Source organism: Aliiroseovarius zhejiangensis (assembly GCF_014656375.1).
In the GTDB taxonomy this organism is placed as follows: domain Bacteria; phylum Pseudomonadota; class Alphaproteobacteria; order Rhodobacterales; family Rhodobacteraceae; genus Aliiroseovarius; species Aliiroseovarius zhejiangensis.
The window spans coordinates 282,838-302,955 of sequence record NZ_BNCH01000002.1 but is presented as its reverse complement, the minus strand read 5'-3'; the positions used below and the strand labels follow the sequence as shown (position 1 = coordinate 302,955).

At 60.7% G+C, this 20,118-nt stretch carries 20 protein-coding genes; 5 read left to right on the top strand and 15 right to left on the bottom strand.

All coding sequences use genetic code 11. From position 1 onward, the window contains the following. A complete protein-coding gene (locus IE188_RS06150) occupies positions 1-780 on the bottom strand; it encodes an SDR family oxidoreductase (protein ID WP_191285589.1) in 780 nt (259 codons plus the stop codon). Between the two features lie 102 nt (positions 781-882). Here IE188_RS06150 and IE188_RS06145 point away from each other — a divergent pair, with 102 nt between their 5' ends. The 5 genes from IE188_RS06145 (at position 883) to IE188_RS06125 (ending at position 5,943) form a co-directional block, all read left to right on the top strand. Continuing rightward, entirely contained in the window at positions 883-2,490 is a 1,608-nt protein-coding gene (locus tag IE188_RS06145; RefSeq protein ID WP_191285588.1) for a peptide chain release factor 3, read from the top strand. Positions 2,491-2,596: 106 nt separating this feature from the next. After that, entirely contained in the window at positions 2,597-3,049 is a 453-nt protein-coding gene (locus IE188_RS06140) for a hypothetical protein (RefSeq protein ID WP_191285587.1), read from the top strand. Between the two features lie 8 nt (positions 3,050-3,057). Further along, positions 3,058-3,699: a hypothetical protein gene (locus tag IE188_RS06135; protein ID WP_229836550.1), complete on the top strand. Its 642-nt coding sequence runs from the start codon at positions 3,058-3,060 to the stop codon at positions 3,697-3,699. Positions 3,700-3,854: 155 nt separating this feature from the next. After that, entirely contained in the window at positions 3,855-5,276 is a 1,422-nt protein-coding gene (locus tag IE188_RS06130) for a DEAD/DEAH box helicase (protein WP_191285586.1), read from the top strand. A 1-nt stretch (position 5,277) separates the two neighbouring features. Then, positions 5,278-5,943: a class I SAM-dependent methyltransferase gene (locus tag IE188_RS06125; RefSeq protein WP_191285585.1), complete on the top strand. Its 666-nt coding sequence runs from the start codon at positions 5,278-5,280 to the stop codon at positions 5,941-5,943. Positions 5,944-6,027: 84 nt separating this feature from the next. Here the strand turns inward: IE188_RS06125 and IE188_RS06120 are convergent, their stop codons facing one another. From IE188_RS06120 to IE188_RS06060, 14 genes are all read right to left on the bottom strand, one after another. Further along, a complete protein-coding gene (locus IE188_RS06120; protein WP_191285584.1) occupies positions 6,028-7,689 on the bottom strand; it encodes a ribonuclease J in 1,662 nt (553 codons plus the stop codon). Next, positions 7,686-8,465 (bottom strand): type III pantothenate kinase, encoded by a 780-nt coding sequence (locus IE188_RS06115; RefSeq protein WP_191285583.1) that lies wholly within the window; start codon positions 8,463-8,465, stop codon positions 7,686-7,688. Before IE188_RS06115 ends, IE188_RS06120 begins: the two co-directional genes overlap by 4 nt. 11 nt (positions 8,466-8,476) lie before the next feature. Further along, complete coding sequence (locus tag IE188_RS06110; protein ID WP_191285582.1) at positions 8,477-9,241, bottom strand: biotin--[acetyl-CoA-carboxylase] ligase; 765 nt, start codon at positions 9,239-9,241, stop codon at positions 8,477-8,479. After that, on the bottom strand, positions 9,231-10,667 hold the full coding sequence (gene nuoN, locus IE188_RS06105) for an NADH-quinone oxidoreductase subunit NuoN (RefSeq protein WP_191285581.1): 1,437 nt from the start codon (positions 10,665-10,667) through the stop codon (positions 9,231-9,233). The genes IE188_RS06110 and nuoN overlap by 11 nt, the downstream gene beginning before the upstream one ends. A 12-nt stretch (positions 10,668-10,679) precedes the next feature. Continuing rightward, entirely contained in the window at positions 10,680-12,224 is a 1,545-nt protein-coding gene (locus IE188_RS06100) for an NADH-quinone oxidoreductase subunit M (protein ID WP_191285580.1), read from the bottom strand. Continuing rightward, entirely contained in the window at positions 12,224-14,389 is a 2,166-nt protein-coding gene (gene nuoL, locus IE188_RS06095) for an NADH-quinone oxidoreductase subunit L (protein WP_191285579.1), read from the bottom strand. The genes IE188_RS06100 and nuoL overlap by 1 nt, the downstream gene beginning before the upstream one ends. A 6-nt stretch (positions 14,390-14,395) precedes the next feature. Further along, positions 14,396-14,701, bottom strand: coding sequence for an NADH-quinone oxidoreductase subunit NuoK (gene nuoK / locus IE188_RS06090; protein WP_191285578.1), 306 nt, complete (start codon positions 14,699-14,701; stop codon positions 14,396-14,398). Positions 14,702-14,794: 93 nt separating this feature from the next. Next, entirely contained in the window at positions 14,795-15,409 is a 615-nt protein-coding gene (locus IE188_RS06085; protein ID WP_191285577.1) for an NADH-quinone oxidoreductase subunit J, read from the bottom strand. After that, on the bottom strand, positions 15,406-15,813 hold the full coding sequence (locus IE188_RS06080) for a carboxymuconolactone decarboxylase family protein (RefSeq protein ID WP_191285576.1): 408 nt from the start codon (positions 15,811-15,813) through the stop codon (positions 15,406-15,408). Before IE188_RS06080 ends, IE188_RS06085 begins: the two co-directional genes overlap by 4 nt. A 20-nt stretch (positions 15,814-15,833) precedes the next feature. Continuing rightward, a complete protein-coding gene (gene nuoI, locus IE188_RS06075; RefSeq protein WP_191285575.1) occupies positions 15,834-16,325 on the bottom strand; it encodes an NADH-quinone oxidoreductase subunit NuoI in 492 nt (163 codons plus the stop codon). Between the two features lie 3 nt (positions 16,326-16,328). Continuing rightward, complete coding sequence (gene nuoH, locus IE188_RS06070; protein WP_191285574.1) at positions 16,329-17,366, bottom strand: NADH-quinone oxidoreductase subunit NuoH; 1,038 nt, start codon at positions 17,364-17,366, stop codon at positions 16,329-16,331. Then, positions 17,359-17,493, bottom strand: coding sequence for a hypothetical protein (locus IE188_RS16830; protein WP_268246016.1), 135 nt, complete (start codon positions 17,491-17,493; stop codon positions 17,359-17,361). The genes nuoH and IE188_RS16830 overlap by 8 nt, the downstream gene beginning before the upstream one ends. Before the next feature lie 21 nt (positions 17,494-17,514). Then, positions 17,515-19,536 carry an NADH-quinone oxidoreductase subunit NuoG gene (gene nuoG, locus IE188_RS06065; RefSeq protein ID WP_191285573.1) on the bottom strand — a complete coding sequence of 674 codons (2,022 nt, stop codon included), beginning with the start codon at positions 19,534-19,536 and terminating at the stop codon, positions 17,515-17,517. 58 nt (positions 19,537-19,594) lie between these two features. Then, positions 19,595-20,014 carry a DUF5333 domain-containing protein gene (locus IE188_RS06060; RefSeq protein WP_191285572.1) on the bottom strand — a complete coding sequence of 140 codons (420 nt, stop codon included), beginning with the start codon at positions 20,012-20,014 and terminating at the stop codon, positions 19,595-19,597. Between the last annotated feature and the right edge of the window lie 104 nt (positions 20,015-20,118).

Below are 20,118 nucleotides of genomic sequence, written 5' to 3'. Positions count from 1 at the left end.
CTAGAACGTCGCGTTCACCGCACCGCCATCCAGAAGCACATTCTGCCCCACCATGAACCCCGCATGTTGCGAACACAGGAAAGCGCAGGTCGCGCCGAATTCTTCAATCGTGCCATATCGCCCCGCCGGGATGGTCGCCTGCCGCGCCGCGCGCGCTTCGTCAACCGTGCCGCCTTGTGCGTCGACCACACCCTTGTCCAGCGCGGTAGCCCGATCCGTGTCGTGGATGCCAGGCAACAGGTTGTTGATGATCACACCCTGCCCTGCCACCTGCCGCGCGGTGCCCGCGACAAACCCGGTCAGCCCGGTGCGCGCGGTGTTGGACAGACCCAGCACCGGGATCGGGGCCTTCACCGAAAAACTGGTGATGTTCACCACCCGCCCCCAGCCGCGATCCGCCATGCCGGGGATCAGCGCCTGCATCAGCGCAATCGGGGCCAGCAGGTTCGCATCAAACGCCGCGATGAAATCATCACGGTCCCAGTCCGGCCACATGCCGGGCGGTGGTCCACCGGCATTGGTGACAAGGATGTCCACTTCGCCTGCCACCTCAAGCAACGCCGCGCGCCCCTCCTCGGTTGTCACATCGGCGGCGACGGTCACGACCTCGACCCCGGTTTCGGCGCGTATGGCCTCGGCGGCGTCTTCCAGTGGTCCGCCACTGCGCGCGTTCATCACCAGCGCCACACCCTCGCGCGCCAGCGCCTGCGCACAGCCCAGCCCCAAGCCCTTTGACGATGCGCAGACCAAAGCGCGTTTACCGGCAATTCCCAGATCCATCTTGTCCTCCCTACATCCAGCCCAAGACCTAGCAGGCCCACCTTTGTGATGGAAGAACCATCCATATTGCGCCGCCCCGCGCCCATCGCTATATGCCACCCCATGTTGGACACCGCATCAAACCGCCCCGAACTGCCGCCCGAAATTGCGCGCCGTCGCACCTTCGCGATCATCAGCCACCCGGACGCCGGCAAGACGACCCTGACCGAAAAGTTCCTTCTGTATGGTGGTGCCATCCAGATGGCCGGACAGGTGCGCGCCAAGGGCGAAGCGCGGCGCACACGCTCGGACTTCATGAAGATGGAGCAGGACCGGGGCATCTCGGTCTCGGCCTCGGCCATGTCGTTCGATTTCGGCAAGTACCGGTTCAATCTGGTGGACACGCCCGGCCACTCGGACTTTTCCGAAGACACCTATCGCACGCTGACGGCCGTGGACGCCGCCGTGATGGTGATCGACGGGGCGAAAGGCGTGGAAAGCCAGACGCAGAAACTCTTTGAAGTCTGCCGCCTACGCGATCTGCCGATCCTGACCTTCTGTAACAAGATGGACCGCGAAAGCCGGGATACGTTTGATATCATTGATGAAATACAGGAAAACCTTGCCATCGACGTGACGCCTGCAAGCTGGCCGATCGGCATGGGGCGAGATTTTCTTGGCTGTTACGACCTGTTGAACGACCGGCTGGAGCTGATGGACCGCGCCGACCGGAACGTGGTCGCCGAAACCATCGAGATCAACGGGCTGAACGACCCCAAACTGGCCGAACACGTCCCCGCCCTCTTGCTGGACACCTTCCTGGAAGAGGTCGAAATAGCGCGCGAATTGCTGCCCAAACTTGACCCGAAATCGGTGCTGGAAGGCCACATGACGCCGATTTGGTTCGGCTCGGCGATCAACTCGTTCGGGGTGCAGGAACTGATGCAGGGCATCGCCACCTATGGGCCTGAGCCACAGCCTCAACAGGCCAGCCCCCGCGCCATCGCGCCCGAAGAAACCAAGGTCGCGGGCTTCGTGTTCAAGGTGCAGGCCAATATGGACCCAAAACACCGCGACCGCGTGGCGTTCATGCGGCTGGCCTCGGGCCACTTCAAACGCGGCATGAAACTGACCCATGTGCGCACGAAAAAGCCGATGGCCGTGTCAAACCCGGTTCTGTTCCTGGCCTCTGACCGTGAACTGGCGGAAGAAGCCTGGGCGGGCGACATCATCGGCATCCCGAACCACGGGCAGTTGCGCATCGGTGACACGCTGACCGAGGGCGAGATGATCCGCGCCACCGGTATCCCCTCCTTCGCGCCCGAGCTTTTGCAAGGCGTGCGCGCGGGCGACCCGATGAAGGCCAAGCACCTTGAAAAGGCGCTGATGCAGTTTGCCGAAGAAGGCGCGGCCAAGGTGTTCAAACCCAATATCGGGTCAGGCTTCATCGTCGGCGTCGTCGGCGCACTTCAGTTTGAAGTGCTCGCCAGTCGGATTGAACAGGAATACGGGTTGCCCGTGCGCTTTGAAGCCTCGCAGTTCACCTCGGCCCGCTGGGTTCTGGGCGACAAAGACGAGGTCGAAAAACTGGTCGAAGCCAACAAACAGCACATCGCCTATGACAACGACGGAGACCCGGTGTTTCTGACGCGTCTTCAATGGGATATCGACCGTGTTGAACGTGACTATCCCGCCTTGAAACTGTCGGCGACGAAGGAAATGATGGTATAGGTGGCTCTCTTCGGCACATTGGTGGCTTTTCGCCGATGTGACAACCTTGGCTTTCATTGAACCACAAACAACGTCACTATGCCTCAACACAACTATGAGCACTGATATGAAAACAAGTTCCCTTGCCTTCGCTGCCGTGCTCGGCACCCAGATCGCACCCGCATTTGCGACGACCAGCAACGCCCAACAGGAAGATGTATGGCAGCTGCTGTCCCAGATCGAGGTGCAGGAAGTCATCTCGGGCGACACCTATCGCGTCGACAAGTCCTGGCCGGATGGCATTCCCGCGACCCCCAGAATGGTCGAGATCACGGGATTTGCCGTTCCGCTCTATCCGGGTGACGAGGTTCGGGAACTGTTGCTGTCCTCGGACACCGGATTCTGCCCCTTGTGCGGGTCGCCAGATCACGGGGCAACGCTGCAGGTCACCCTGGATGAGCCCCTGACAGGGTTCGAAGAAGGCAGCCGCATTTCGGTGCAAGGCACCTTGGCGCGCGTCACCGACACCGAAACCTGGCAGGCCGCGCGCATGACCGGTGCAAAGGTGGTGCGGAACTGACGGCGGCCGTGCAGCGCCCGCTTCAAAATCGAGTTCTGCCCACGGGCGAAATCGTTGCCGATCCCGCGCGGGGGATGTTTACAGGGAACCGGGGAAACCTGCCCTTCAAAGACGGTCGTCTTGGCACCTCGCGATGGAAACATCACCACTGGATCATCTGTGACCTGACACATCCCAAGGGCCGGTATCACGGCCCCATGCCAGCACGCGCATGGACACCCCTGTTTTTTCTGGACGAAGCCGTCGGTCTGGCCGCAGGGCATCGCCCTTGCGCCTATTGTCGCCCAGACGCCTATCGCGCATTTAAATCGGCTTGGAACGAAGCCCGGCACAGCACAGATTACCATAACGAGATTGATCGCGCGCTGCACCAAAGTCGGGTCGATCGCACCCGGGCGCAAATCCGCTACACCGCTAACGGCGCGTCATTACCAGATGGCAGCTTTATCTTGTACAATGGCACCCCGCATCTGGTCTTGGAGAGCCACATTCTTCCCTTTTTGAAAGACGGATATGGCCTAAAACTCCGCAGGCCAACCGGGCCGCAGACCGTCTTGACCCCGGCCCCCATCATCGACGTGCTGCATGCTGGGTACACGCCCGTTCTGCATACGACCGCTGAAAAATGTGGCAACAATCGCAACGCCTGACACTGATTGTCCACATTCCCACCCATGTGATTGACCACGCCCCGGTTTTTCTTTACCCAGATGGCATATCGAAGGGGCGCTGTTCAGCGCACCGGCCATCCGGGCCTTTCCTTCTCATCCGCACGGGCCAGTGATGTCCGTGAAACAGGACATACATGACCAAATTTTCTGACTTGAAACTCAGCCCTAAAGTGCTGAAAGCAATCGACGAAGCGGGTTACGAGACCCCGACCCCCATTCAGGAAGGCGCCATCCCGCACGCGCTGGAAGGCCGTGATGTGCTGGGCATAGCCCAGACCGGCACCGGCAAGACCGCCAGCTTTACCTTGCCGATGATCACCGCCCTGGCTCGTGGCCGGGCGCGCGCGCGCATGCCGCGCTCATTGGTCTTGTGCCCCACACGCGAACTGGCCGCGCAGGTGGCGGAAAACTTCGACACCTATGCCAAACACGTGAAACTGACCAAGGCGCTTCTGATCGGCGGCGTCAGCTTCAAGGAACAGGATCAGGCCATCGACCGTGGCGTCGATGTGCTGATTGCCACGCCGGGCCGTCTGCTTGACCATTTCGAACGCGGCAAACTGCTCTTGACTGGCGTGCAGATCATGGTGGTGGACGAAGCCGACCGGATGCTCGACATGGGCTTCATCCCGGATATCGAGAAAATCTTCTCGTTGACCCCATTCACCCGCCAGACCCTGTTCTTCTCGGCCACCATGGCGCCCGAGATTGAGCGGATCACCAATACTTTCCTGTCCAACCCTGCCCGGATCGAGGTCGCTCGCCAAGCGACCGCATCCGAGACCATCACACAGGAACTGTGCATGTTCAAAGCCTCGCGCCGCGACCGTGCCGCCAGCGAAAAACGCAAACTCCTGCGCGCGCTGATCGACCGCGAAGGGGACGCCTGCACCAACGCCATCATCTTCTGCAACCGCAAGACCGATGTGGACATCACCGCCAAGAGCCTGAAGAAATACGGCTATGATGCGGCGCCCATTCATGGCGATCTGGAGCAGTCCAAACGGATGGAGGTGCTGGACGGTTTCCGCTCTGGCACGCTCAAATTCCTGTGCGCCTCGGACGTGGCGGCGCGTGGGCTGGACATCCCGAATGTCAGCCACGTGTTCAACTATGACGTTCCCGGCCATGCCGAAGACTATGTGCACCGGATCGGACGCACGGGGCGCGCCGGGCGCGACGGCAAGGCCATCATGATCTGCGAACCGCGCGATGAAAAAAATCTCGATGCGGTCGAACGGCTGATCGAAACCAAGATCCCCCGCGTCGACAACCCCCTGGGCGAAAAACCCGCGCCGCGCCGTGAACAAGACGAAAAGGCGAAGGACAGCGCCCCGCCAAAACGCGCGCGCCGTGACAAGGGCGACGCCAAGGGCGATGCCAAGGCAAAAGACACCTCCCCCAATGATGCCGCGCCGCAACCTGCGAAAGACAAGAAGCAGCCCCGCGCCCGCGGCGATCGTCGCGCCGCGAAAAACGACAGCAAATCCGTTGGCATGGGCGACCACCTGCCGGATTTCATCGCCAAGAGCTTCGACGAACGCCGCACCGGGTGACATGGCCCGCCGCATCGCCGTTCCCAACGACTTATCCGTGGACGCGCGCAAGGCGACGCTCAAGGTATCTGGGGCTGCCGCGCCCTTCCCCCAGACGGAACTCTGGCGGCTGGACAAACGCCGCTACATCCTTGAAACGCTGGCAAAAGGATCCGTTGGCGCCGAAATCGGTGTGTTTCGCGGCCATTTCGCCGACGTGATCCTGGACACGGTCAAACCGTCGCATTTCTATATGATCGATCCGTGGACCTTGCTGGGCGACTGGTTTGGTTGGGGCAATGGCAAATATGTCAGCAACGGCGCCCTGACCACCCGAATGGCCAAGGACGAAGCCTGCCTCAGGGCCGCAAATCACCCCGGCACCCAAACCACCGTGATTGAAGGCTTCTTCCCGGATTGCGCGCCCCTGATCGACCACAAACTGGACTGGGCCTATCTCGATGCCAGCCACGGCTTTCAGGAAACCCTTGCCGAATTGCGCGCCCTGGCCCGACTGGTCAAACGCGATGGCGCCATCCTGGGCGACGACTGGCGCCCAGACCCAACCAGTCACCAGCACGGTGTGTTCCGGGCCGTCCAGAAGTTCGTGGCTGAAACAAACTGGCAGATCGTCACCTGCGGACCGGCAGGGCAATGGATGATCAAACGCAAGGCCAGACGCGGCTGACCCGCTCATCCATGACGACCCCCGCCTTCTTCTGGCTCAAAATATCCCCGCCGGAGGCCGCCGCGCACCGCGCGGCACCCGATCCTATTCCAGGCGACTGACCACCACGGTCACCTCGGGCTTGCGCCCGATCTCGTCACTGGCGGTCTTGCGGGCCAGGCGCTTCAGCTCTTCCCCCAGCTTGTCGTCATCCCGCAAAGTCTTGCGTCCGGCGCGCATCAGGAACTGACCCAGATCTTCCTCCAGCACATCGACCAGAGGCGCTTTGGATGATCCGATCTCGGGCAGGCCCATGATCTCGACCCAGGGATCGCCAAGTGGCTCATCCCCTTCCACGATCACATTCACGATGACATGACCGTTCAGCGCCAGCCGGATGCGATCGCGCACCACGCCGTCCAGCGACCCGATCAGGATGTCGCCATCCAGATAGATCCGGTCCGTATCCACATGCTCGACCACATGCGGCGCATCGCCGGTCAGATCACACACCGCGCCGTTCACCACGACCAACGCCTCGCGCCCGCCCTCTGCCGCCAGTTTGGCATGTTCACGCAGATGCCGGTGTTCGCCATGCATCGGGATCACCATCTGTGGATCCAGAATGTCGTGCACCCGTTGCAGGTCAGGGCGATTGGCATGGCCCGAGACGTGGTAACGGTCGCTTTCCGCCACCAGGTCGACACCCATTTCCGAGAACGCATTCATGATGCGGATCACGCCGCGCTCATTGCCGGGAATGGTCTTGGATGAGAACAGGAACATGTCCCCTTCCGCCATCGACAGGCCCATGTATTTGCCGCGCGCCAGTTGCGCCGACGCCGCGCGCCGTTCGCCCTGACTTCCGGTAACGATCAGCATCAGGTTTTCGCGCGGCACGTCACGTGCATCTTCGACCGTGATCGTCGCGGGAAAGTCGCCCAGCACGCCGGTTTCCACACCCGCCTGAATCATGCGCCGCATCGCACGACCCAACAAACAGACCGAGCGGCCCGCCGCCTTACCAGCCTCGGCCAGTTGTTTCACCCGCGCCACGTTCGAGGCAAAAGTGGTCGCCACCACCATATGCGGCGCCTCGCTGATCAGCTTGACCAGTTCGGGGCCGACCTCGGCCTCGGACCGGCCGGGATGGGTCGAAAACACGTTCGTGGAATCGCAGACCAGCACCTTGACGCCCGGCTTCGCAATCTCGCGCCACAGCGCCTCGTCAAACGGATCGCCCAGCACCGGGGTTTCATCCAGTTTGAAGTCGCCCGTATGCACGATCCGGCCTGCGGGCGTATCAATCACCAGACCCGCGCTTTCCGGGATCGAGTGGCTGAGCGGCAGGAAGCTGACCTTGAACGGCCCTGCCTCGATCACTTGCGGATAGCTGTCTGCCGCGATCACGACTTCGGGCACCTGCCCCGCTTCCTCCATCTTGCGTTGCGCGTGATAGCGGGTAAAGGGGCGCGCGTGGATCGGTGCTTTCAGACGCGAATAGAGCCGCCCCACGGCGCCCACGTGATCCTCGTGCGCGTGGGTGATGAAGATCGCCTCAAGCCGGTCGGCATTTTCGGCCAGCCAACTGACGTCAGGCATGATCAGGTTCACACCCGGCGTGGTGTCCATATCGGGAAAGGTCACACCCAGATCGACAAGGATCAGACGTTCCTTGCCCGGTTTGCCATAGCCATAGACATAGGCGTTCATGCCGATCTCGCCGGCGCCCCCCAGCGGGAGGTAAATCAGACGGTCAGCGGTCATAAATTGCCCTGTTCCTCGTTATAATTGTAAATACGAACCAACCCGTGAAGGGTCAGGTCGTGGTCGATCTCGTCATACAGATGGGCGCCCTGCTCGAACAGCGGAGCCAGCCCGCCGGTGCCAATCACTTTCATCGGCAGACCGTATTCGTCTTTCACCTTCTGCACCAGCCCTTGAACAAGGCCGACATAACCCCAGAAAATACCGGACTGAATACATTCGACCGTGTTGGTGCCGATCACCTTGTCGGGCTGGGTCACATCCACATGCGGCAGCGCGGCAGCTCCTTGGTGCAGGGCCTCAAGCGACAGGTTCACCCCCGGCGCGATCACGCCTCCGATATAGGCCCCATCATGCGCCACCACATCGATATTGGTGGCGGTGCCGAAATCAACCACCATGCAGTCGCCGCCATAGCTTTCAAATGCGGCAACCGCATTGGCCAAGCGGTCCGGGCCGGGGTTAGCGCCCTGATCGACGCGCGGCGCCACCGGCAGAAGGCAATCCGGCTTGCCGACCACCAGCGGGCGGCAGCCAAAGAAGCGGTCGGCAAAGACGCGCAGGTTCCACACGACGCGCGGCACCGTTGAACTGACCACAACCCCGGTGATGTCGGGTTTGATCCGGTAATGGTTCAACAAGGTCGAAAACCAGGTGAAATAGGCATCCGCCGTGCGCGAATGATGGGTCGAGGTGCGCATCGTGCACAAGAACTTGTCGCCATCCCAGATCGAAAAGACCGTGTTCGTGTTGCCGCAGTCGATGGCCAGAAGCATATGTGCCCCCCTTAGAAAAAAATCTCGGCCGCGGGGATCACCACGCGGGATGTGGCTGTTGATAAGACAAGGTTGCCGTCGGCGTCCACCGTGTCAAACCGACCCGCATGTTCGGTCCGCGTGGTGCGGGCGGTGATCACCTCGCCCAGACGGGCCGCGCGCGCCAGCCAGGCTTCGCGGATCGGAGCAAAGCCATAGGTGGTGAAGGTCGCCTCGTGCCGGGCATAGGCCGGGGCCAGAAGGTCCAGAAATGCCTCCGGCGTCAGGTGCACGCCGGTTTCCCCCGCCAGACTGACCGGCGCGACAGCCCGCCCCTCGATGGCAGCCCCTTCCGGCACGTCGATCAGGTTTACGCCGATGCCGATGGCAAAATGCCCGACCTGCGCTCCCAATCCGGCACTTTCCAGCAGGATCCCCGCCACCTTGCCACCGTTCAGAAGCACGTCATTGGGCCATTTCAGCGAAAACGCATCGGTCCGCCCCGTGGCCATGACGAACGCGTCGTAAAGCGCCAGCGACGCCACGAAACTTCTGAGCGCGACTTTGGCAGGCGGCTCGGACGGGCGCATGACAAGCGTGGCGGAAAAATGCCCTTTGGGGTCGGCCCATGCCCTGCCCCTGCGCCCGCGGCCTGCGGTTTGCCGATGGGCCAGGATCCATGTCGGACCCAAAAGACCCGGCGCGATGCGCCGGGCCTCTTCATTGGTGCTGTCGACCTGATCCAGAACACGTTTTCCAACGCCTTCGGGCCAGGCCGTGCCCGCCTTAGTTGACAAGGGCTTCGGCCGCAGCCGCAGCGGCGGTTTCGATGCCAAAGAAGTTCACGACGCCCAGAACGACGATCGCAGCCGACCCGACCAGCGCCACCCAGGCCGCAGGCGACATCTTCAGTTCCAGCCCTTCGCCTTCTTCGCCGAAATACATGTAATAGACGATGCGCAGATAATAGAACGCCCCGATGACCGAAGCGACCACACCGGCCACGGCCAGCCAGGTCAGCCCCGCCTGCACCGCGGCGATCAGCACGCCGTATTTGGCAAAGAAGCCCAGCATTGGCGGCACACCGGCCAGCGAGAACAAGAGGATCAGCATTGCCAGCCCCCTGAGCTTGTCCTTCACCGCAAACTGGTTCAGGGCCGAGATGTCGGCAATCGGACGCCCGTCACGCTCCATCGACATGATGAAGGCAAAGGTGCCGATGTTCATCGTCAGGTAAACCGCCATATACAGCAGCATCGCCTGCACGCCATAGGCGCTGCCCGCCGCCAGGCCCAGCAACGCAAATCCCATATGCGCGATCGACGAATAGGCCATCAGGCGCTTGATGTTGGTCTGTCCGATGGCGGCAATCGCACCAAGGAACATCGACAACACTGCCAGCAGCGCGATGATCTGTTGCCAGTCGCCCACGGCTTGACCGAATGCATCAAACAACACGCGCGCAAACAGGCCCATTGCGGCCAGCTTCGGCGCGGTGGCAAAGAAGGCGGTGACCGGGGTCGGCGCGCCTTCGTACACATCCGGCGTCCACATGTGGAACGGCACGGCCGAGACCTTGAAGGCCATACCAGCCGTCACGAAGACCAGACCGATCAGCAGGCCAAGCCCGACGTGACCGTCGCTGGCGGCCTGGATGATGCCCGAGAACAGCGTCGTCCCGGCATAGCCATAGGTCAGCGAGGCACCGTAAAGAAGCAGACCGGATGACAAGGCGCCCAGCACAAAGTACTTCAGACCGGCTTCGGTCGATTTCACGCTGTCGCGGTTCAACGACGCCACCACATAAAGCGACAGGGATTGAAGCTCCAACCCCATGTAAAGCGCCATCAGGTCGCCCGCCGACACCATCATCATCATGCCGACCGTGCCCAGTGTCACGAGGATGGGGTATTCGAACCGCAAAAGGCCACGGCGCGACATCGTCGCCTCGCCCATCACCAGAACGGCGGCGGCGGCAAGCAAAATGGCGACCTTGGCAAAGCGGGCATAGGCATCGTCCAGGAACATGCCGCCAAAAGCAGCCCGTGCCCCGTCGCCCCCGGCGACCAGCAGCGCGACCACGACCATCACGGCCCCGGTCAGCCAGGTCAGCGGTTTGGCCAGCCCATCCTTGCTGGTATAGACCGCCGCCAACAGGGCGATCATCGCATAGACCGACAGGATCAGCTCGGGCAGAACCGTTTGAATATCAACAGAGCTCATATCTCGCTCTCCTTAATGCGATGCGGTCTGCGCCATCTCTGCGACTTCGGCAGGGATGGCAGCGTGGAAGTTGGTCAGAAGCGCCTCGACCGAGGGGCCGATCAGGTCGGTCACAAGGCTGGGATAGACGCCCAGAAGCAAGGTCATGAACACGAGCGGTGCGAAGATCATCTTCTCGCGACGGTCCATGTCGGTGATCGACTTCAGGCTTTCCTTGATCAGATCGCCAAAGACGACGCGGCGATAGAGATACAGCGCATAGGCCGCCGAGAAGATCACGCCTGACGCAGCAATCAGTGCGACCCAGGTGTTGGCCTGGAACATGCCGACCAGCGTCAGGAATTCACCGACAAAGCCCGAAGTTCCCGGAAGGCCAACATTGGCCATGGTGAAGAACATGAAGATCAACGCATAGGCCGGCATCCGGTTCACAAGGCCACCATAAGCGTCGATCTCGCGCGTGTGCATCCGGTCATAGATGACGCCAACACAAAGGAAGAGCGCGCCCGAGATGAAGCCGTGGCTCAGCATCTGGAAGATCGCGCCGTCGACGCCTTGTTGGTTGAGCGAAAAGATACCGGCGGTCACATAGCCCATATGCGCGACCGAGGAATAAGCGATCAGCTTTTTCATGTCCTCCTGCACCAGCGCCACCAGCGAGGTATAGACAATCGCGATCACCGACAGCCACAGCACAAAAGTTGCCATCACATCCGCGCCGATGGGGAACATCGGCAGGCTGAACCGCAGGAAGCCATAGCCCCCCATTTTCAGAAGGATCGCAGCCAGCACGACAGACCCCGCCGTGGGGGCTTGAACGTGGGCGTCGGGCAACCAGGTGTGCACCGGCCACATCGGCATTTTCACCGCGAAGCTGGCGAAGAAGGCCAAGAACAGCAGGGTCTGCGCGCCGCCCACGATCTGAATGCCCAACAGGCTGAACGTATCCGACCCGAACTTGTGGCTCATCAGTGTCGGAATGTCGGTCGTACCTGCGTCCACATACATATAGACCATCGCGACCAGCATCAGAACCGACCCAAGGAAGGTATAGAGGAAGAATTTGAACGCGGCATAGATGCGTTCCTTGCCGCCCCAGATGCCGATGATCAGGAACATCGGGATCAGGCCTGCCTCGAAGAACAGATAGAACAGCACCAGATCCAGCGCCATGAACACGCCCAGCATGAGCGTTTCCAAAAGCAGGAAGGCGATCATGTATTCCTTAACGCGCGACGTGACACCCCAACTGGCATAAATCGTCAGGGGCATCATGAAGGTGGTGAGCAAGACGAACAGGACCGAGATCCCGTCGACACCCATCTTGTATTTCAGGCCCATGATCCAGCTGCCCTCTTCCACGAACTGAAAGCCCGTGTCGGCAGGGTCGAACCCGGTCAGCAGCAGAAGCGAGAACAGGAAGGTCGCCACGGTTGCCGCAAGCGCAAGCCACTTGGCATTGCGCGCAGCCGCTTCGTCATCGCCGCGCAGAAACAGCGCAAGAATGACGGCTGCGACCAGCGGCAGGAAGGTGATGATGGAAAGCAGGTTGTTCATTAGTGCGCTCCACCGCTGAAGAGGATCATGATTGTCACCAGCGCGACGATGCCAAGGACCATCGCGAAGGCATATGTGAAGACGTAACCGGACTGTGCCCGGCCAGCCTGTTTGGTGAACCACGGCACGACGCCCATTGCGACCCCGTTCAGGAAGCCGTCAATGACATTGCCGTCGCCGCGTTTCCACAGGAACCGACCGATCGCAAAGGCGGGCTTCACGAAGATCACGTCATAGATCTCGTCGAAGTACCATTTGTTCAGAAGGAACTGATAGACATGCGGGAACGTCTCGGCCAACCGTTTCGGCAGGCTCGTGTTCACGATGTAGAACCAGAAGGCCACGACAAAGCCGATCAGCATCGCGATGAAGGGCGACACCTTGACCCATGCGGGCGCATGGTGCGCGTCGTCAATCACGTGGTTGTCCGGGGCCATGAAGATCGCGCCTTTCGGGGCCTCGCCGTGATGGGCGGCGGCCACCGGGGCGTGGTCCGGATCAGCCATGGTTTCGGCGTGATCCTCGTCCGTGGCGTGGTCTGCATCTGCAGGTGCGGCTTCGGTGTGAGTCTCAGCGGCAACTTCGGTGCTGTCGCCGTGATCGTCAGCCGCCTCGGCATGTTCCCCGGCTTCGGCATGAGCCTCGATCCCGAAGAAGTGGTTTACCTTGTGGTGATCGCCGAAGAACGAGCCATACCAGATCATCCCGGCAAAGATCGACCCCAGCGCCAGAACGCCCAGCGGCACCAGCATGACCATCGGGCTTTCATGCGCGTGCTCATGCGTGTGCTTGTCGCCGCGCGCCTTGCCATAGAAGGTCATGAACATCAGGCGCCAGCTGTAAAAACTGGTGAACAGCGCCGCGATGACCAGCATCCAGAACGCATAGCCCCCGTTTGTGCCGGCATAGGCGCTTTCGATGATCGCGTCTTTTGACAGGAAGCCTGCAAAGCCGATCGTGGTCAGCGGAATGCCGACCCCGGTGATCGCCAGCGTGCCGATCATCATTGCCCAGAAGGTCACGGGCAGTTTCTTGCGCAGATCGCCATAGTTCCGCATGTCCTGCTCGTGGTGCATGCCGTGGATCACGGAACCTGCGCCAAGGAACAGCATCGCCTTGAAGAAAGCGTGTGTCAGCAGGTGGAACATCGCGACCGAATAGACGCCGACGCCTGCGGCCACGAACATATAGCCCAGCTGCGAACAGGTCGAATAGGCGATCACGCGTTTGATGTCGTTTTGCACCAGACCCACCGTGGCCGCGAAAAACGCGGTGGTGGCACCCAGGAACACAATGAAATTGGTGGCCTCGGGCGCGTATTCCATCAGCGGAGACATCCGGCAGACCAGGAAAACACCCGCCGTCACCATGGTCGCGGCGTGGATCAGGGCCGATACCGGGGTCGGGCCTTCCATCGCATCCGGCAACCAGGTGTGCAGGAACAGCTGCGCCGATTTACCCATTGCGCCGACAAACAATAGGAAGGCCAGAAGATTGGCCGCGTTCCACTCGGTCCAGAGGAAGTGCAACTGCGTTTCCGCCAGCGCGGGGGCTGCGGCGAACACGTCGTCCAGACGGATGCTGTCGGTCAGGTAGAACAGCCCGAAGATGCCCAAGATAAAACCAAAGTCACCGACCCGGTTTACCACGAAGGCCTTGATCGCGGCGGCGTTTGCGGACGGTTTCTTGTAGTAAAACCCGATCAGCAGATAGGACGCCACGCCCACGCCTTCCCAGCCGAAGAACATTTGCAGCAGGTTATCCGCCGTCACCAGCATCAGCATCGTGAAGGTAAAGAAGCTGAGATAGGCGAAGAAACGGGGGCGATAGCTTTCGCCTTCGAACTGCGGGTCATGGGCCATATAGCCCATGGAATACAGGTGCACGAGCGACGACACCGTGGTGACGACGATCAGCATGATCGCGGTCAGACGATCCAGACGGATCGACCAGTCAACCGACAATGTGCCCGACTGAACCCAGTCCATCAGGTGGATATGCTGTGTCTCGGTGCCCAGGCCCAGGAACACGACCCAGGACAGAAGCGCGGACAGGAACAACAGCGCAGTGGTCAACACCTGTGCGCCCTTATCGCCAATGATCCGATGGCCGAAGCCCGCAATCAGCGCACCGATGAGCGGGGCAAAAAGGATGATCTGTACCATTTGCCGTTAGCCTTTCATCACGTTGACGTCTTCGACATCAATCGTGCCACGGTTGCGGAAGAAGCTGACCAGGATCGCAAGGCCGATGGCGGCCTCGGCGGCGGCCACGGTCAGGACGAACAGGGTGAACACCTGCCCAGCCAGATCACCCAGATAGGACGAGAAGGCGACAAGGTTGATATTCACCGCCAGCAGCATCAATTCGATCGACATCAGCAAAATGATGACGTTCTTGCGGTTCAGGAACAGCCCGAAAATGCCGATGACGAACAGGGCCGCCCCGACCGCGAGATAATGTTCAAGTCCTACCATGTGCGTGCGTCCCTTCGTTCCGGGCTTGGCTGCCGGTGCAGCGCGCCCAAGTCTTGTTATGCGTATTCATCACAGTTCTGCTTTCTGACCCGATCAAAGCCCCTGCCCCGGTTTCACGTCGATCACTTCCATCGCCTTCGCGGGGTCACGGTGCATCTGGGAAATCACGTTCTGACGTTTCACATTCGTGCGGTGGCGCAGCGTCAGCACGATCGCACCGATCATGGCCACCAGCAGGATCAGACCCGCCAACTGGAACAGCAGAATGTAGTCGGTATAGAGGATCTGCCCCAACGCCTGGGTGTTGTGGGCCACGTCCAGAGCGGGCGCAACAGCCGCCCGCGCGGCGTCCGCGCCATCGGCAAACTGCCAAGTGCCGAAGATGGTCGCCAGTTCCATCAACAGGATCACACCGATCAGAAGCGCCAGTGGCAGCGATTTTGCCATCTCGGCCTTCAGCTCGGCAAAGTCCACGTCCAGCATCATCACGACAAACAGGAACAGAACCGCAACCGCGCCCACATAGACGATCATCAGAAGCATCGCCACGAACTCGGCCCCCAGCAGGACAAACAGCCCGGTGGCGCCGACGAAAGCGGTGATCAGCCACAGGACCGAATGCACGGGGTTTCTTGCCATAACGGTAAAGAACCCGCCCACCACGGTGGTCAGGGCAAAGAGGTAAAATGCGAAATCGGCAACGCTCATGCGTCCCCCTCCTCGTTGTCGTCAAACACGGCTTGCGCCAGTTCCAATGCACGGGTCATGGCCGGCAGGCCGCCCAGCATCGACATTTGATAGATCACCTCGGCGATCTCTTTCTCGGTCGCGCCCGCTTCCAAAGCATGGCGCACGGTCAGCTTGATCTGCGTATCAGCCTGCGCGCCCAAGACGGTCAGCCCGGCCAGCGTGATCAACATTCGCGTCTTGGCATCCAGACCATCCTTGTTGAAGGCGTTGCCAAACATCATGTCCATCATGTCCTTCGGCATGGTGGGCAACAGCTTGTCAAACCCCTGGGGCTTGAACGTCTCCAGGGCAGGATTGAAGTTGCGGAGCATTTCCTGCCCCTGCTCCATCATCTGAGCGTATAGTTTGGAGAAATCGTTCATCGGTTTTCCTTAGCGATCACTTAGCGATACGGCGCATCAAGTTCGATGTTGCGGGCAATCTCGGCTTCCCAGCGTTCGCCGTTCTCAAGCAGTTTGGCCTTGTCGTAAAACAACTCTTCGCGGGTTTCGGTCGCAAACTCGAAGTTCGGGCCTTCGACAATCGCATCCACCGGGCAGGCTTCCTGACAGAAGCCGCAATAGATGCATTTGGTCATGTCAATGTCATAGCGCGTGGTGCGGCGCGAGCCGTCCTCGCGCGGTTCCGCGTCGATGGTGATGGCCTGCGCGGGGCAGATCGCCTCGCAGAGTTTACAGGCGATGCACCGCTCTTCCCCGTTGGGATAGCGGCGCAGCGCGTGCTCACCCCGGAAGCGGGGCGACAGCGGCCCCTTTTCATGCGGATAGTTCAGCGTCGCCTTGGGCGAGAAGAAGTATTTCAGCCCCAGCCCGAACCCTTTGATGAAGTCGCTCAGCAGGAAGTATTTTGTTGCGCGTGCGTAATCGAATGCCATTGATCAGCCCCCCACTGTCCAGCGGGCGTAGGTGCCCCAGAATGCCCCGTATTGGGCGAAGAATGCGACCAGAACAACCCATGCCAGCGACAAGGGCAGGAAGACTTTCCAACCAATGCGCATCAACTGGTCATAGCGATAACGCGGCGTGATCGCCTTGATCATCGAGAAGACGAAGAAGAAGAAGAAGATCTTCGCAAACAGCCACAGGATACCATCCGGCAGCGCCTCGACCGGCGACAGCCAGCCACCGAAGAACAGGATCGAAATCAGCGTGCACATCAGAACGATGGCCACATATTCACCGATCATGAACAGAAGGAAGGGCGTCGAGGAGTATTCCACCTGATACCCCGCCACCAGTTCCGATTCAGCCTCGGGCAGGTCAAACGGCGGGCGGTTGGTTTCGGCCAGCGCCGAGATCAGGAACAGGAAGACCATCGGGAAATGCGGCAACCAATACCAGCTCAGCAGCCCTTTGCCGTCCTGCGCGTTCACGATGTCGCCAAAGTTCATCGACCCGGTGGACAGGATCACGCCGATGATGATCAGACCGATCGACACCTCATAGGAAATCATCTGTGCGGCAGACCGCAGCGAGCCTAGGAATGGGTATTTCGAGTTCGAGGCCCAGCCGCCCATGATCACGCCGTAAACCTCAAGCGAGGAGACCGCGAAGACAAACAGGATCGCCACGTTCACATCGGCCAGAACCCAGCCATCGTTGAACGGGATCACCGACCAGGCGACCATGGCCAGCACAAAGCTCATCATTGGGGCCAGGAAGAAGACGAACCGATCCGCGCCCGCGGGCACCACGATTTCCTTCAACACGTATTTGATGAAGTCGGCAAAGCTCTGCAGCACGCCAAACGCGCCCACAACGTTGGGGCCCTTGCGCATCTGCACCGCCGCCCAGACCTTGCGGTCGAAATACAAAAGGAACGCCAGCGCCACCAAAAGCGGAACCACGATCAACAGACATTGTCCGATGATCAGAAGGGCGATGCCCAGATTTGTTGTCGTGAAGAATTCAACCATGTCGCGTCATGCCCTCGGACCGTCGGTATTCATTTTCTGTTGCAGAACCAATGGGATGGGCAAAACCGCAGACACCGCCCGCACAGAGCGCCACCCCCGGTTTGTTGCCGTTTTCCTGATCAAACACGTCCCGGTCCTGCCCTTGTTCCTATTCCGCCGCCAGCTTCGACGACGCGCGTGCGCGCGCCTGAGCGGACAGCTCTGCCATCACTTCCGACGCCCGTGCAATCGGGTTGGTCAGATAGAAATCGCCAATCACGTAACGGAAGCTGGCCGCTCCCATTTTCTCGACCGGCAGCGGTTGCCATTCATTCTCAGCCACCTGATCGACCCCGGCCAGAACCGGTACGGCCTCGACCATGGCGCGGCGGAGGCCCGCCTGGCTGTCCCATGGCAGCGTCGCGCCCAGTTCCGCCGACAATGCCCGCAGGATCGCCCAGTTTTCCTTGGCCTCACCCGGTGCGAAGTTCGCACGCAGCGCCAGTTGCGGGCGCCCTTCGGTGTTGACGAACAGCCCGCCCTCTTCGGTATAGGCCGCGCCCGGCAGGATCACGTCGGCGCGCATTGCGCCCCGGTCGCCATGGCTGCCCTGATAGATCACGAAGGGACCGGCATCTATGTCGATCTCGTCCGCACCCATGTTGAAGATCACATCGGCGCCCGTCGTCGCGGCCTCCATGCCACCTTCGGTCACAGCACCCACGTCCATCGCACCCACGCGGCCAGCAGCCGTGTGCAGGATCATCAGCTTGGAGCCGGTATCCTCGGCCAGCTTCATCGCGTTGGACAGAACCGCCAGACCATCGGCTTCACGCAAAGCGCCCATGCCGACGATCACGACCGACGGCGCATCCTTCACCGCGCTGTATTCCTTGCCTACGATGCTTTCCAGCGCCGCACGGTCATTGCCGACATGCGCGTAGTCATAGGTCAGATCGACCGGTTCGCCGACCAGACCGACCTGCGCCCCCTTCAGCCACGCCTTGCGGATGCGGGCATTCAGAACCGGCGCTTCAACGCGCGGGTTGGTGCCGATCAATTGGATGAACTTGGCGTTGTCGATGTCCTCGACCCGCGCCGTGCCGACATAGCCCGAGCGGTTGCCGATTGGCAGGCGCGCATTGTCCGTGCGGCATTCAACATTGCCACCCAGCCCTTCGATCAGCATTTTCAGGCTGAACGCGGCTTCGGTCGAGGCCAGATCGCCGACCAGACCGGCAACCTTCTTGGCACCCTTCATGGCCTCGGCAGCCTTGGCCAGCGCCTCGCCCCACGTGGCTTTGCGCAGCTTGCCGCCCTCACGCACATAAGGCACGTCCAGCCGCTGGCGGCGCAGACCATCCCAGATGAAGCGCGTCTTGTCGGAAATCCATTCCTCGTTCACGCCATCATGGTTGCGCGGCAGGATGCGCATCACTTCGCGACCCTTGGTGTCCACGCGGATGTTCGACCCAAGCGCGTCCATCACGTCGATGGTTTCGGTCTTGGTCAGCTCCCACGGGCGGGCGGTGAACGCATAGGGTTTCGAGGTCAGCGCGCCGACCGGGCAGAGGTCAATGATGTTGCCCTGAAGGTTCGAATCCAGCGTCTGGTTCAGATAGCTGGTGATCTCGGCATCCTCACCGCGACCGGTCTGGCCCATCTGGGTGATCCCGGCGATCTCGGTGGTGAAGCGCACGCAACGGGTGCAGCTGATGCAGCGCGTCATCGCGGTGCCCACAAGCGGCCCCAGATCCAGATCATCCACCGCGCGTTTCTGTTCCCTGAACCGCGACCCGGACATGCCATAGGCCATTGCCTGATCCTGCAAGTCACACTCGCCGCCCTGATCGCAAATCGGGCAATCCAGCGGGTGGTTGATCAGCATGAACTCCATCACGCCTTCGCGGGCCTTCTTGACCATCGGCGAGTTGGTTTTCACGACCGGCGGTTCCCCTTCGGGACCGGGGCGCAGGTCACGCACCTGCATCGCACAGGACGCCGCGGGCTTGGGCGGGCCGCCAACGACCTCGACCAGACACATGCGGCAGTTGCCGGCAATCGACAGGCGTTCGTGATAGCAGAAACGCGGCACCTCGATCCCGGCCACTTCACAGGCCTGAATCAGCGTCATCGCGCCATCAACTTCAACTTCCATGTCGTCAATGACGATCTTTTTCAAGTCGCTCATCACGGTCCCTTTTCAATTCGCGAAGCGGGGTTTTCCCCGTCTCCGCACCTGTCAGCCCCTAGCGTTTGGTCAGCAATGACCCTGCGAAGGTGCCTTTTTCCATTTCTTCGCGCCCGATGGCGCAATAGCTTTCTTCGTCGCCTGCCGTTGCGCCACGCTTGGCCAGCATGGGCTCGGCGATGGCGCGAAAGCGGTCCTGTTCAGCCTTGCTGTCCACATAGGCCATGACTTCTTTCGTCGTGAATCCCAGTGACACAGCGTGTTTGCGCAGCGAAAACGCCTTGTTCAGCAGGCGCAACTTGCGCAACCGCAGGGTCGGACAGTTCTCGTCGATCAGATAGGCGATCGACGCACTCAACAATTCGGCGTGCATCCGGTCGTCTTTGCGTAACACCGAGTAATCGGTGGCCGAAGCTGATCCGGCCGTCGCAGTTGCGGCAAGGACCGAGGCAAGCACAAAGGGGCGAAGTTTCATCATTCCATATCTCCTTTTCTTGAAAAGGAGATGGGGAGCGCGGGTGTTGTCATGCAATAACAACGCGCGAAAACGGACGGAAAACCGCCTGTTTTCAGTATGTTGAT